The organism is Mesorhizobium sp. M1078, from assembly GCF_040318615.1.
Taxonomy (GTDB): Bacteria; Pseudomonadota; Alphaproteobacteria; order Rhizobiales; family Rhizobiaceae; genus Mesorhizobium.
The window spans coordinates 18,051-31,547 of record NZ_JAMYMP010000026.1 but is presented as its reverse complement, the minus strand read 5'-3'; the positions used below and the strand labels follow the sequence as shown (position 1 = coordinate 31,547).

The following is a 13,497-nucleotide window of genomic DNA, read 5'->3' as shown; positions in this document are numbered from 1 at the left end:
CTGCCTTATCCCTCGTAATTGTCGCGGACCAGCCGGTCGAGCAGCCTGACGCCGAAACCCGAGCCCCAGGACTGGTTGATCTCGCTCGGCGGCGAGCCCATCGCGGTGCCGGCGATGTCGAGATGCGCCCACGGCGTTTCCTTGACGAAGCGCTGCAGGAACTGCGCGGCGATGATGGCGCCGCCATAGCGGCCGCCGATGTTCTTCATGTCGGCGTTCTTGGAATCGATCAGCTTGTCGTATTCGGGCCCAAGCGGCATGCGCCACAGCCGCTCCTGACTCGCCTTGCCGGCCGCCGTCAACCTGTCCGAAAGTTCGTCATTGTTGGAGAACAGGCCGGCATAATGCTGGCCGAGCGCGACCATGATGGCGCCGGTCAGCGTCGCCAGATTGACCATGAATTTCGGCTGGAAGCGGTCGTTGCAATACCACAGCGCGTCGGCCAGAACGAGGCGTCCTTCGGCGTCGGTGTTGAGCACCTCGATGGTCTGACCCGACATCGAGGTGACGATGTCGCCAGGGCGCTGGGCATGGCCGTCGACGGCATTTTCCACCAGCCCGACGATGCCGACGACATTGGCCTTGGCCTTGCGCGCGGCTAGCGCCTGAATGAGCCCGATGACGGCCGCGGCGCCGCCCATGTCGCCCTTCATGTCTTCCATGCCGGAGGCCGGTTTCATCGAATTGCCGCCGGTGTCGAAGGTGACGCCCTTGCCGACGAAGGCGACCGGTGCGTCCTTGGCCTTGCCGCCCTTCCATTGCATGACAGCCATCCGGGCGCCGCGTGGCGAGCCTTGCGCGACACCGAGGAGCGAGCCCATGCCGAGCTTCTTCATTTCCTTCTCGGTGAGGATCTCGACCTCGACGCCGAGCGCTTCCAGTTCCTTGGCGCGGGCGGCGAATTCGATCGGGCCGAGCGTATTGGCCGGTTCGTTGACAAGGTCGCGCGCCAGAAGCACGCCGTCGATGACCGCAACCTCGTCGGCGAAGGCCTTTTTCGCCGCGGCAGGATCGGCGGTGTGGATGGTCACCTTGACCGGTTTCTTCGGCTCGGCATCGTCCTTGTCTTTCCTGGTCTTGTATTTGTCGAAGGAGTAGCTGCGCAGAATGATGCCGGCGGCAAGGTTCGCCGCTTGCCTGCCGCCAATCTTTGCGCCCGGCACATCGAGGATGACGGCCACCTCCGCTGCCTTGCGCAGGGACGCGGCGACGGTGCCGCCAAGCTTCAGCCAGGCAAAGTCATCGAGGCCGGCGACCTTGCCGGCGCCGACCGCCACCAGTCGGTCGAGCGATGTTCCCTGCGGCGCCAGCACTTCGACGACACCGGCGAATTTTCCGGAAAACTCCGCCACCGGAAACGCCCGCGCCAGCGTTCCTGAGGGGTCGCAGGCCTTTGCCGGTTCGCCAAGACCACCATCGTCGGCCGCCAGCACGAAGATGCTGCCCTTTTTGGGTGCGGCAAATTTGGCGAAGGCGATCAATGGTCTCAAAGTCATCAGGTCCTGCTTTCGGGAAACGGCTCAGATTTTCAGGAAAAATGCATTCTCAGGGAAGATGCGCGACATTTGGTCGTTTTCCTTGATTTGGCAAGACTTTGCCGGAATCAGGGCTCATATGCGCAGCGGAATCGATAACGATTCGTCGCGGCACGGCTCCGCTTTCCTGCCGCAACCTGTTGTTAACCATTGATGTTCTCCCTTTCTTATCCATTGCCGCCGACACTCCGGCCTGCGGGACGGGCGATGTGGGACGGAGAATCGGATCGAACCGCCTGAAAGAAATGGCCAAACGCACCCAGTTGTACAGCCGCAGCCGGACGACTACCTTGTCGGCGGGCATGATGCCGTTCGGCAAATCGAGAAAAGCCTTACATGAAGGTCGTTGAACGCTACATCATGCGTCGCGCACTGGCGGTGTTTCTCGCTGCGCTGATCTGGACGCTGGCCATTGTCTGGACGACGCAGGTGCTTGCCCGCATCGACCTGGTCACCGACAGTGGCCAATCGGCGCTGACTTTTTTCGAGGTCGCGGGCCTCATCATCCCCACCATCATCCCGATCGTGGTGCCATTCGCCCTGGTGGTGGCGGTGGCCCAGACGCTCAGCGTCATGAACTCCGATTCGGAATTGGCCGTCATCAACGCCGCCGGCGCCTCGCGCTGGACGATTGTGCGGCCGGTCCTGCTGATCGCGCTGGCGGCCAGCGTCTTTTCCTTCGCGGTCGACAATGGCGTCGAACCCTATGCCAGGCAGAAGAACCGCCAGCTGATCGCGTCCTCGCGCGCCGATCTCTTGTCGCTGATCATCCAGGAAGGCACGTTCCGCAAGATCGACGACGGGCTGTTCCTGCAGATAGGCGAGCGGCTGCCGGACAACCGGCTCGGCGGCATCTTCGTGGCCGATTCGCGCGAGGAAGGCGCCAATCTGATCTATTATGCCAAGAGCGGCAGCGTCGTCGAAAAGGGTGACGAGAAGGTGCTGATGATGAATGACGGCGTCATTCATCGCAAGACGCTGACCGGCGACCTGTCGGTCATCCGCTTCACGTCCTACGCCTTCGACCTTTCCGCCTTCATGTCGGCGGCGAACGATATCATGCTCCTGCCCAAGGACCGAACGACGCAATACCTGCTCAACCCGGATCCGAACGACAAGATCTTCCAGCGCAGGCCCGGCGCCTACAAGGCCGAGCTCGACCAGCGCTTTTCCGAATGGTCCTATTCGCTGGTGTTCGCGCTGATCGCGCTGGCCGTGGCAGGCGATGCGCGCTCACACCGCGAGGCGCGCATCCACCCGCTGATCACAGCCATCGCCATTGCGCTGTTCGTGCGCTGGCTGGGCTTCTTTGCCGCCGGCAAGGCCGACAAGATCCCGCAATACGCCTATATGGTCTATGGCGTGCCGGTCATCGCCTCGGCGGTCGCCATCTGGTTCATCGTCACCTCGCGAAGCATGGAACTGCCCGGCAGCTGGGCCGACTGGATGACGAATTTCGCCGGCCGCGTCAGCGATGGCTGGACGGCGCTCAAGCTGCGCCTCAATCGGCGCTACACATCCGGCCAGGGAGCCTGACGATGGGCTGGACCCTGGGCCGCTACTTCTTCTTTCGCTACGTGTCGATCACGATCTGGTTCTTCATCGGCCTTCTGGCGCTGGTGTTCCTGATCGACTTCACCGAGCTGTCCGGCCGCATCACCGGCCTGCCGGGCTTCACCTACGGCACGGCGGTCGCGATCTCGGCGCTGAGGATGCCGATGATCATGCTGCAGACGGTGCCGTTCGTCGGCCTGTTCTCGGCGATGGCGACGCTGGTGTCGCTCAACCGAAAATACGAGCTGGTGATTGCGCGCTCGGCCGGAGTGTCGGCCTGGCAGTTTCTGTTGCCCTGCTGCATCGGTGCGCTGTTATTCGGCATTTTGTCGGTCGGCGTGCTCAATCCGATCGCCGCGCATGGCTTCTCATGGTCGGAGCAGATGGAAAACCAGCTGCGATCCGGCAATTCGAACGCGGTGGCGGCCGATGCCACGCCGTGGATCCGCCAGAAAACCAACTCCGGCGACACCATCATCGGCGCCCGCGCCATCCTGAACCAGGGCCTGGAAATGGCCGACACCGTGTTCTTCGTCCTCGATCCGCAGGGCAATATCGTCGAGCGCAAGGACGCGGCGCGGGCCTTTCTGCGCGACGGCTACTGGGAATTGCAGGACGTCAAGGTGTTCAAGGACGGCAACATCCGTTCCGAAACGACCGACCAGTTGCCAACCAACCTCAAGCCGGAATTCGTGCAGGAACGGCTGGCGCGCCCCGAAACCATCCCGTTTTACGACCTTCCCGGCAAGATTGAGGTTGCCCGCTCCTTCGGCCTCAAGGCAAATGCCTTCGCCATGCAGTTCGATTCGCTGGTGGCGTTACCGTTCCTGCTTGTGGCCATGACGCTGATTGCGGCAACAGTTTCAATGCGATTTGCGAGGATGGGGCAGTCGGCAACGATGATTCTGGGTGGCGTCCTCGCCGGCTTTCTGCTTTATGTCGTTTCGGTATTGGTCAAGGCATTCGGCGTTGCGGGATTCGTGCCCACAGCCGTGGCTGCATGGGTTCCGGTTGTCGTGGCTATGTTCTTTGGGGTGACATTCCTGCTATACAAGGAAGACGGCTAGTGAGGGAGGCGGCTTTGCGCAGCCATAGGCAGGCCGGTTTGGCGCGCCTCTATTCGGCGAGCGCCTTGGCATGCCTGCTCGCCTGCGGCGTGCTGACGGCCCCTGCGCTGGCGCAGGACGTTACCGACGTGGCAACGAAGGTTCCCTCCGGCTCCCAGATGCTGCTGGCGGCAGACACGCTCGTCTATAACAATGACAACCAGACGGTCACCGCCATCGGCGGCGTCCAGATCGACTATGGCGGCAACAAGCTCGTCGCCCAGCGCGTCGTCTATGATCGAAACACCAAGCGGCTGGTTGCCAGCGGCAATGTCGAGATCGTCAACAGCGACGGCACCAAGATCAACTCGCAGCATATCGATATTACCGACGATTTCGCTGACGGTTTCGTCAATGCGCTGCGCGTCGAAACGCCCGAAAAAGCCTATTTCGCCGCCGAAAGCGCCGAGCGCATGGGCGGCGTGCTGACGACGTTCCACAACGGCGTCTATACGGCCTGCGAGCCTTGCGAAGACAAGCCGGACAAGGCGCCGACCTGGCGGATCAAAGCCAGGAAGATCATCTGGAACGGCGAAAAGAAGACGGTTCGCTTCGAGAATGCGAATTTCGAATTCTTCGGCTTCCCGCTGGCTTATCTGCCGGCGTTCGAGATCGCCGACCCGACGGTCAAGCGCAAAAGTGGCTTCCTGATCCCCAGCATCGGCTACAACAATCGTCTCGGCGTCGGCGTCAAAGTCCCCTACTACTTCGCTTTGTCGCCGACCTACGACCTCACCGTTACCGGCAGCGGCTACACCAAGCAGGGTTTCCTCGGCGAGGCCGAGTGGCGCCAGCGCTTCAACAATGGCCAATACACGCTGAAGCTTGCCGGAATCAACCAGCAGGACCCTGGCGCTTTCCGTGATTTCGCGGCTTTCCCCGGCGGCTACAATGTCAATTCGGGGCCAGCAGGCGATCCGAACAAGTTCCGCGGCATGATGGGCACCAAGGGCCAGTTCGCCATCAATCCGCGCTGGGACTTCGGCTGGGATATCCTGCTTCAGACCGACAAGAATTTTTCGCGTACCTATACGATCGAAGGCTACAACGACGCCGTGCATCAATCGTCGGTCTACCTGACCGGCCTAAACGACCGCAATTATTTCGATGTGCGCGCCATGCGCTTCCAGGTTCAGGAGAACACACCGGACGGCAACGTCGCATCGCGCAGCGACAAGCAGCCCTGGGTGTTGCCGTCGCTCGACTATGCCTACATCCCCGACATGTCGGTGGCCGGCGGCCAGCTGTCGTTCAACGTCAATGCGCGCATCATCCGCCGCGACGATCTCGATCAGGCCTATTTTACCCCCTATGTGCCGGGCTCAGGCGTCCAGCGCGTGCGCGGCATCGAGGGCGAATCCGGTCGCCTCACCGCCGAGGCCGAATGGAAGCGTACCTTCACCACGGACGGCGGATTGCAGTTGACGCCCCTTCTGGCTCTGCAGGGCGACGTCGACTATCTCAACGCTTCTTCGGCTTCGCTGACTGCGGTAAACCAGATGGCAACGAATGTCGGTGCCGCCGACGACATGCGGTCTTCCTTCGCCCGGTACATGGCGACCGCCGGACTTGAAATGCGCTGGCCGGTGCTGTTCTCGATGACCGGCTCCAGCCATATCGTCGAGCCGATGGCGCAGGTCTTCATGCGCCCGAATGAGCAGTATGTCGGCGGGCTCGCCGTTCCCAACGAGGATGCACAGAGCTTCGTCTTCGACGCCACGACGCTGTTCGAGCGCGACAAGTTCTCCGGCTACGACCGCGTCGAAGGCGGCAGCCGCGCCAATGTCGGGTTCCGCTATTCCGGCGCCTACGACAATGGCTGGGGCACCAACGCGATCTTCGGCCAATCCTACCAGTTGGGCGGGCGCAACTCGTTCGATTCACCGGATCTGGTCAATGCGGGCGCCGATTCCGGCTTGGAGACTTCGACCTCCGACTATGTCGGCCTTGTCGGCTTCAGCAGCCCGAGCGGCTTCTCCGGTTCGCTCAGCGGCCGCTTCGACGAGCAGACCTTCGAAGTTCGCCGTGCCGAGGTGAAGGCCGCCTATTCCGGGCTGCCGGTTTCGCTGAGCGCCAAATACGCCTTCATCCAGGCGCAGCCGCTCTATGGTTTCACCACCGACCGCCACGAAGTCACGCTCGGCGCCTCGACACACCTGGCCGAAAACTGGCGCGTCTTCGGCACCGGCACCTATGACCTGCAACAAAGCGTGCTGGTCAAGGACGGCGTCGGCTTTGCCTACAATGATTCCTGCTTCACCTACCTGATGACGTACTCGGAATCACGCGACATCAACACCAAGGAAGTGTCGCAGAATGTCGGCTTCAACCTGTCGTTCCGCACGCTCGGCGATTTCGGCTCGTCCCAAAGCTCGATCGACTCCATCCAGTAGAGCCGGCTGACGACATCGTTTTGCCGCATAAAGCGGGCACGGATTTCGCCAATATCGGGCTGGAATCGGCCAAAACCGGGCTAGAATTGGGATGCTTTCGATGAGGAAATACCTGTTTTCGGCAGGATTCGCGCTCCTGTTGGCGGCGACCTCGGTCTCTGTCACCATGATGGTACCGCCGGCCTTCGCCAGTGAAATCAAGTATGTCGTCAACAACATGCCGATCACCACCGGCGACATCGCGCACCGGGCTGCCTTCCTGAAACTGCAGCGCAAGAAGGGTGACGCGGGTCAGGAAATGATCGACCAGACGCTGCGTATGGCGGAGGCCAGGCGTCTCGGCATCCGCATCTCCGACGCCCAGGTAGAGGCTGCCTATCAGCGCTTTGCCTCGAGCAACAAGATGCAGCTCAAGCAGCTCGACGGTGTCATGGCGCAGTCCGGCGTGACCAAGGAGCATTTCAAGGAATTCATCCGCTCCCAGATGGCGTGGAACCAGGCGCTGAGCGCACGCTACAGCGGCGGCGGCGGGCAGGTGAGCGAACAGGATCTGGTCAAGCGCATGCTCGAAAAAGGCGGCGCCAAGCCAAGCGCCACCGAGTACATGCTGCAGCAGGTGATCTTCGTGGTGCCGAAGGCCGAGCGCAGTGCCACACTCGCCAAACGCAAGCGCGAGGCCGAAGCCATGCGCGCCCGCTTCAATGGCTGCAACACCACGCGTGAATTCGCCAAGGGCCTGATCGACGTCACCGTTCGCGACCTCCCCCGATTGCTGGCGCCGCAACTGCCGCCGGACTGGGCCGAGCAGATCAAGGCCACCAAGCTGGGCGGCGCCACGGCCGTGCGCGAGACCGATCGCGGCATTGAATTCATCGGCATCTGCTCGTCGCGCGAGGTTTCCGACGACAAGGCGGCCCAGATGGTGTTCCAGAGCGAAGGCAGCGGCGACAAGAACGCCGACGAGCTCTCGGCCAAATATGTCGAAGAGCTGAAGGCGAAAGCCAAGATCGTTACGCGCTGAACCGGCCCAGCCGTGCGTGAGACAGAGCTTCCGCTGGCGCTGAGCGTCGGCGATCCATCCGGCGTCGGTCCGGAAATCGCCATTGCCGCGTGGCAGAGCGCCCGCGGTTCCGGTGCCGCGCCCTTCTATCTTCTCGCCGATCCGGCGCTGATTGCCGCGCGGGCGCGCCGGCTCGGCGCGGCGGTGGCAATCGCCGAGACGGTGCCGGCCCAAGCAGCTGGTGTCTTTCAACACGCCTTGCCCGTGGTGCCGCTGGCGGCCCACTTCACCGACGATCCCGGCCGGCCCGACCCGGCCAATGCCGCCGGCATCATCGAGGCCATTGATCGCGCCGTCGCCGACTGCCTTGCCGGTCACGCGGCCGCGGTCGTCACCTGTCCGATCGCGAAGAAGCCGCTTTACGATGCCGGCTTCGGCTTTCCCGGTCACACCGAATATCTGGCGCATCTGGCCTCGCTCCACACCGGCGGCACGGTGACGCCGGTGATGCTGCTCGCCGGCCCCGAATTGCGCACCGTTCCGGTCACCATCCACATCGCGCTGGCCGAGGTGCCGAAGACGCTGACGACGGAGCTGATCGTTGCCATCGCGCGCATCACCGCCGGCGATCTTGCACGCCGTTTCGGCATCGCCAGGCCGAGGCTCGCGCTTGCCGGCCTCAATCCGCATGCCGGCGAAAGCGGCGCCATGGGGACAGAGGACGAGCGCATCATTCGTCCTGCGGTCGACATGTTGCGGGCGCAAGGCATCGATGCCTTCGGACCGCTGCCGGCCGATACGATGTTTCATGCGCGCGCTCGCGCCGGCTACGACGTGGCGGTCTGCATGTATCATGACCAGGCGTTGATCCCGGCCAAGGCGCTGGCCTTCGACGAGGCCGTCAACGTCACGCTTGGCCTGCCGTTCATCCGCACCTCGCCCGATCACGGCACAGCCTTCGACATCGCCGGCAAGGGCATCGCACGTCCCGACAGCCTGATCGCGGCGCTGAAGCTGGCCCGCCGGCTGGCCGATACCGGCGCAAAGCCCGCAGCTGCATGAGCCCAAAATCATGAGCCCAAATCATGAGCCCAAAATTCATGAGCCCAAAATTCATGAGCATTGACGGGCTGCCGCCGCTGCGCGAGGTGATCGAGCGCCATGGACTGCAGGCAAAGAAGGCGCTTGGCCAGAATTTCCTGCTCGACCTCAATTTGACCGGCAAGATCGCGCGGGTCGCCGGCGACCTCAGCGACAGCACGGTGATCGAGGTCGGCCCCGGCCCCGGCGGGCTGACCAGGGCGCTGCTCTCTGCCGGTGCCGGCCGCGTCGTCGCCATCGAGCGCGACGAACGCTGCCTGGCGGCCTTGGCCGAGGTCTCCAACCACTATCCGGGCCGGCTCGAGGTGATCAGCGGCGATGCGCTGAAGACGGATTTTGCCGCTCTTGCCAAGACCGCGTCACAAGACGGCCCGGTGAGGATTGCCGCCAACCTGCCCTACAATATCGGCACCGAGCTGTTGATCCGTTGGCTGACCGTGGCGGACTGGCCACCCTTCTATCAATCGATGACGCTGATGTTCCAGCGCGAGGTGGCCGAGCGCATTGTCGCCGGTGCCGGCAGCGATGCTTATGGCCGGCTCGGCGTGCTGGCGGGCTGGCGGACCGAGGCGAGGATCGCCTTCGACGTGCCGCCGCAAGCGTTCACGCCGCCACCCAAGGTAACGTCCTCGGTGGTGCATCTGGTGCCGCGCGCCAGCCCTTTGTCAACCGACGTGAAAAAACTCGGTCGCGTCACCGAAGCCGCTTTCGGCCAGCGCCGGAAAATGCTGCGGCAGAGCGTGAAGAGCCTGGGTGGCGAGGCACTGCTGACGCGCGCCGGCATCGATCCGACCCGGCGTGCGGAGACGCTCAGCGTCGAGGAATTCGTGCGGCTGACAAACGCGGTTTGACCGGCGGCGCTAGCGCCGCCTAGCAATCGTCATTCAAACGCATTACATTGACGGCGAAGGAGATTGCCATGCCAGCAAATGCACTGGTCCAGACGCGTATCGACGCCGACATCCGGGATCGAGCTTCGGCGGTGCTCGAAAGCATGGGGCTGACGGTCTCGGATGCGGTGCGGATATTGCTCACCCGAACCGCCAACGAGGGTGCGCTGCCCATCGATCTCGTCACAAACAACGAGGCGTATGATTTATGGTTTCGCGCCAAGGTTCGCGAAGCGCTCGACGACACCCGACAAGACATTCCTGATGATCAAGTCGAGGCGCATTTTGCCGAGAGACGCGCCGCGGCGCGGCGTTCGGGTGAACCTAAATCTTGAAGATCGTCTGGTCGCCATTCGCGCTTCAGATCGCGACGGCATCTTCGCGCATATCGAGGCCGACAATCCTGCGGCCGCGATCGCCACCGATGAGCGGATCGTCGCCGCAATCAACCGTCTTCGGGACCTTCCCCAAAGCGGCCGGATCGGCAGGCTTGCAGGGACACGAGAGATCGTCATCGTCGGCACGCCATATGTCGCGGCCTATCAGCTGACCAACAGCACGATTCGAATCCTGCGCGTGCTTCACGGAGCGCAGCGTTGGCCGGACGATCTGCCAGGCAGCTGATGGGGCTAATTTAGATTGCCAGCGGTGGACGAGCTATTCCGTCTTCTCGTCCAGCAACCCCGAGACGAAATCGAACAGCCCGGGCCGGCGGTCGCGCCGCAGCCTTTCCGCCGTCACGATGCCACGCACTTCGGCGAAGGCGCGGTCGAGATCGTCGTTGACGATGACAAAGTCATATTCCTTCCAGTGCTCGATCTCGTTGCGGGCGTTCTTCAGCCTGGTCTCGATCACGTGCTCCTGGTCCTCGGCGCGGCGCTTGAGGCGCGACTTCAATTCCTTCATCGACGGCGGCAGGATGAAGATCGAGACGATGTCGGCGCGCATCTTCTCCTTGAGCTGCTGGGCGCCTTGCCAGTCGATGTCGAAGAGCATGTCACGGCCCTGCGCCAGCGCCAGTTCGGCCGGCTCGCGCGGCGTCGCGTAGCAATTGCCGTGCACCTCGGCCCATTCGAGCAACGCGTCGGAATCGCGCAGCCGCTCGAACTCGCGCGTGGTGCGGAAGTGATAGTGGACGCCCTCGATCTCCGAGCCGCGGCGTGGCCTGGTGGTGACCGAGACCGATAATTCCAGGCTGCCGTCGCTTTCCAGCAGGTTGCGCGCGATCGTCGACTTGCCGGCGCCCGACGGCGACGACAGGACCAGCATCAGCCCGCGGCGGCGAATGCGGGATCCGAGATCCCTGGCAACCATCGGCTCCTTGCCACCCATTCGGGTTTACTCCAGATTCTGGACCTGTTCGCGAAACTGGTCGACCACCGCCTTCAGTTCCAGCCCGATGGCGGTGACAGTGGCGGCGTTCGACTTGGAACACAGCGTATTCGATTCGCGGTTGAATTCCTGCGCCAGAAAATCGAGCTTGCGGCCGATAGCGCCGCCATTTGCCAGCAGCGCTCTGCCCGACGCCACATGCGTCTTCAGCCGGTCGATCTCTTCACGGATATCGGCCTTGGTAGCCAGGAACGCCGCTTCCATGTGCAGCCGGCCGGCATCGAGATTGGCCGACGCATCCATCAGCAGCCGCACCTGTTCGGCGATCCGCTCGCGGATTGCCGCCGGCTCGCGCGACGGGTCGGCCTCGGCTTGAAGCGTCAACGCCTCGATGGCGTCGATATGGCCGGAAAGCAGCGAACGCAGCGCTTCGCCCTCGCTCTGGCGTGCCTGCTCGAGGCCTGTAAGCGCCGTTTCCAGCGCCGACAGGATTGACGCGTCGAGTGCTGCCCGCACCTCCTCGGTTTCGCTGGTTTCAGGGATATCGAGCACGCCGCGCAGGGAAAGCAGACCGTCGGCAGTTGCCGGACCAACACCGAACTGGTCCTGCAGCCGCTTGGCCAAGCCCGCCAGATCCCTGAGGAAGGCTTCGTTGACCACTGGCTGCGCCTGCTGGCCGGCGGCGCGGCCGACGGTCAGCGTCGCCTGGAAATTGCCACGCGAAAAGCGCTTCTGCAGCGTCTGCCGCACAGTCGGTTCGAGCCGCTCGAAACCTTGCGGCAGCCGCAACCTGACCTCGACGCTCTTGCCGTTGACCGACTTGACCTCCCAGGCGATCGAGGCGCCGTCATGTTCGGCAACAGTGCGTGCAAATCCGGTCATGCTCTGCAAATTCATGATGCGGCTCGTGTCTCCCTGATGGTCCGATTCTAACAATTGCGCATGCGTTCGATATCACGGGCAGCGCGAATGTCAGAATCGCAATACCGGCAAGATGTTGATTTCCGCTGTCGTTTCGATCTCGCAGGGCTGAAATCGAGATTCAGAGGCACCCGAGCAAGACCGAAAACGCTTCGAACCCCGCTACTCGTTCAAAGCAGCAGCGCGTCCGCCTCTGTCCGCGTCGCTTAAGGTCGATCCGTCTGAAAGCGCCGGCCTGCTACTGGGCGGCACCCGTATCGCCGGCATCGCCACTTGCGTCACCGTTGTCGTCGCCATCCGCCGGCGCATCGGTCTGGCCCGGAGTCTTGGCGCCCTTGGCGGCGTCTTCAGCCTGCTTCTTCTGCAGTGCCCGGTAGCGGGCAACGTTCTCATTGTGCTCGGCAAGCGTGGTGGCAAAGACGTGGCCGCCGGTGCCGTCGGCGACGAAATAGAGATCATCGGTCTTCGACGGGTTGGCGACGGCTTCGAGCGCGGCGCGGCCGGGATTGGCGATCGGCGTCGGCGGCAGGCCATTGATCAGATAGGTGTTGTAAGGCGTCTGTTTCTGGATGTCAGATTGATAAATCGGCCGGTCGGCGGGTTTGCCCTTGCCGCCGAACAGGCCGTAAATGATGGTCGGATCGGATTGCAGCCGCATGCCCTTGGCCAGACGGTTGAGGAAGACGGCGGCAACGCGCGAGCGCTCGTCGCCCCGGCCGGTTTCCTTTTCGACGATCGAGGCCAAGGTGACGAAGTCGTCGACATTGGCCAGAGGCAGGTCGGGCGCGCGCCGCTGCCAGACCTCGTCGACCAGCTTCTTCTGGTCGGCGAGCAGCTTGTCGACCATCTGTTGGCGCGTGGCGCCGCGGGTAAAGCGCAGCGTGTCGGTGGCGAGGCTGCCCTCAGCCGGCTTGGCGGCCGGCATGTCGCCGGTCAGCGCATCCTGCTCGGCGATGCGCTGCAGCGCCTGCTCAACCGTCAGGCCCTCGGGAATGGTCAGCGAATACATCACCGACTTGCCGCTCTTCAGAAGCTCCATGATGTCGCGCATGGAGGCGCGCGGCTTTATCTCGTATTCGCCTGCCTTCAGCGCTGAATCATTGCCATAGACCCGCACGGCGATGCGGAAGATGCGGGCATCGCTGATCAGCCCACGCCGTTCGAGCTGGTCGGCAATATCCTGGACGCCGGTGCTCGGCTTGACCAGGAAGGTGTCGCCGGCCACCGACGGGCCCGGTTCGTTGAATGCCTGCTTGCCGAAATAGAGCGAAACGCCGGCGGCGAGGATCATCAACATCACCGCGGAGATGACGAAGTTCATGAACACGACGACTTGGCTGCGCGAGGCGCGCGAGCGCTTTGGTGGTGGTGTGCCGGCTTCCGGGCGCAAAGCTTCGGCCGCGGTCTTCGGCACGATCGGGCCGGTCTGCTGGTTTTGTCCGAATTGTCCGCTGCCGCCCGGATTGGTGTTCATTAGCGCCCTACCATCTGATCTCTTAGAGCGACCATGCGCCCGATTGGACGCACAGCGTGCCCTAACATTTCAAGCCTACGCATCGTGCTTTTAAAAAAGCGCCTTCGGTTTCAGGCCGATGCGACGAATCCCCAGCGGCAGAGTAGGCTTGAATATGGCAAAATTGACGACAGACCGCTGGCGCGCCGGTC

The 13,497-nt window shown here is 63.0% G+C and carries 12 protein-coding genes and 1 pseudogene; 8 read left to right on the top strand and 5 right to left on the bottom strand.

Translation table 11 applies throughout. From position 1 onward, the window contains the following. Positions 1 to 5: 5 nt before the first annotated feature. Together NKH38_RS25245 and NKH38_RS25240 are read right to left on the bottom strand one after the other, a co-directional pair. Entirely contained in the window at positions 6 to 1,496 is a 1,491-nt protein-coding gene (locus tag NKH38_RS25245; RefSeq protein ID WP_352763861.1) for a leucyl aminopeptidase, read from the bottom strand. Positions 1,497 to 1,545: 49 nt separating this feature from the next. After that, a complete protein-coding gene (locus NKH38_RS25240) occupies positions 1,546 to 1,839 on the bottom strand; it encodes a hypothetical protein (protein ID WP_155923279.1) in 294 nt (97 codons plus the stop codon). A gap of 32 nt (positions 1,840 to 1,871) precedes the next feature. On the opposite strand from NKH38_RS25240, the gene lptF reads away from it, so the two are divergent. The 8 genes and pseudogenes from lptF to NKH38_RS25200 all read left to right on the top strand — a co-directional run bounded on the left by lptF (position 1,872) and on the right by NKH38_RS25200 (position 10,203). After that, complete coding sequence (lptF, locus tag NKH38_RS25235; protein ID WP_023672737.1) at positions 1,872 to 3,071, top strand: LPS export ABC transporter permease LptF; 1,200 nt, start codon at positions 1,872 to 1,874, stop codon at positions 3,069 to 3,071. Positions 3,072 to 3,073: 2 nt separating this feature from the next. Then, positions 3,074 to 4,156, top strand: a complete 1,083-nt coding sequence (lptG, locus tag NKH38_RS25230) for an LPS export ABC transporter permease LptG (RefSeq protein WP_023695591.1) — start codon at positions 3,074 to 3,076, stop codon at positions 4,154 to 4,156. Next, a complete protein-coding gene (locus NKH38_RS25225) occupies positions 4,156 to 6,588 on the top strand; it encodes an LPS-assembly protein LptD (protein WP_352723800.1) in 2,433 nt (810 codons plus the stop codon). The genes lptG and NKH38_RS25225 overlap by 1 nt, the downstream gene beginning before the upstream one ends. Positions 6,589 to 6,679: 91 nt before the next feature. Further along, entirely contained in the window at positions 6,680 to 7,609 is a 930-nt protein-coding gene (locus tag NKH38_RS25220; RefSeq protein WP_023738609.1) for a peptidylprolyl isomerase, read from the top strand. Positions 7,610 to 7,621: 12 nt separating this feature from the next. Next, positions 7,622 to 8,650 carry a 4-hydroxythreonine-4-phosphate dehydrogenase PdxA gene (gene pdxA / locus NKH38_RS25215; protein WP_031195193.1) on the top strand — a complete coding sequence of 343 codons (1,029 nt, stop codon included), beginning with the start codon at positions 7,622 to 7,624 and terminating at the stop codon, positions 8,648 to 8,650. Positions 8,651 to 8,703: 53 nt separating this feature from the next. Then, on the top strand, positions 8,704 to 9,540 hold the full coding sequence (rsmA, locus tag NKH38_RS25210) for a 16S rRNA (adenine(1518)-N(6)/adenine(1519)-N(6))-dimethyltransferase RsmA (RefSeq protein WP_023814939.1): 837 nt from the start codon (positions 8,704 to 8,706) through the stop codon (positions 9,538 to 9,540). Between the two features lie 68 nt (positions 9,541 to 9,608). After that, positions 9,609 to 9,914: a type II toxin-antitoxin system RelB/DinJ family antitoxin gene (locus NKH38_RS25205; protein WP_023672731.1), complete on the top strand. Its 306-nt coding sequence runs from the start codon at positions 9,609 to 9,611 to the stop codon at positions 9,912 to 9,914. Then, positions 9,911 to 10,203: pseudogene (locus tag NKH38_RS25200) on the top strand (type II toxin-antitoxin system RelE/ParE family toxin). The gene NKH38_RS25205 and the pseudogene NKH38_RS25200 overlap by 4 nt, the downstream one beginning before the upstream one ends. 33 nt (positions 10,204 to 10,236) lie before the next feature. On the opposite strand, the gene gmk reads toward NKH38_RS25200, so the two are convergent. From gmk to mltG, 3 genes are all read right to left on the bottom strand, one after another. After that, a complete protein-coding gene (gene gmk / locus NKH38_RS25195) occupies positions 10,237 to 10,911 on the bottom strand; it encodes a guanylate kinase (RefSeq protein WP_023672729.1) in 675 nt (224 codons plus the stop codon). Positions 10,912 to 10,917: 6 nt separating this feature from the next. Then, the gene (locus NKH38_RS25190; RefSeq protein WP_023695597.1) at positions 10,918 to 11,808 is read right to left on the bottom strand and encodes a YicC/YloC family endoribonuclease; all 891 of its coding nucleotides are present in this window, start codon (positions 11,806 to 11,808) and stop codon (positions 10,918 to 10,920) included. A gap of 262 nt (positions 11,809 to 12,070) precedes the next feature. Next, the gene (gene mltG, locus NKH38_RS25185) at positions 12,071 to 13,306 is read right to left on the bottom strand and encodes an endolytic transglycosylase MltG (RefSeq protein ID WP_023702950.1); all 1,236 of its coding nucleotides are present in this window, start codon (positions 13,304 to 13,306) and stop codon (positions 12,071 to 12,073) included. Between the last annotated feature and the right edge of the window lie 191 nt (positions 13,307 to 13,497).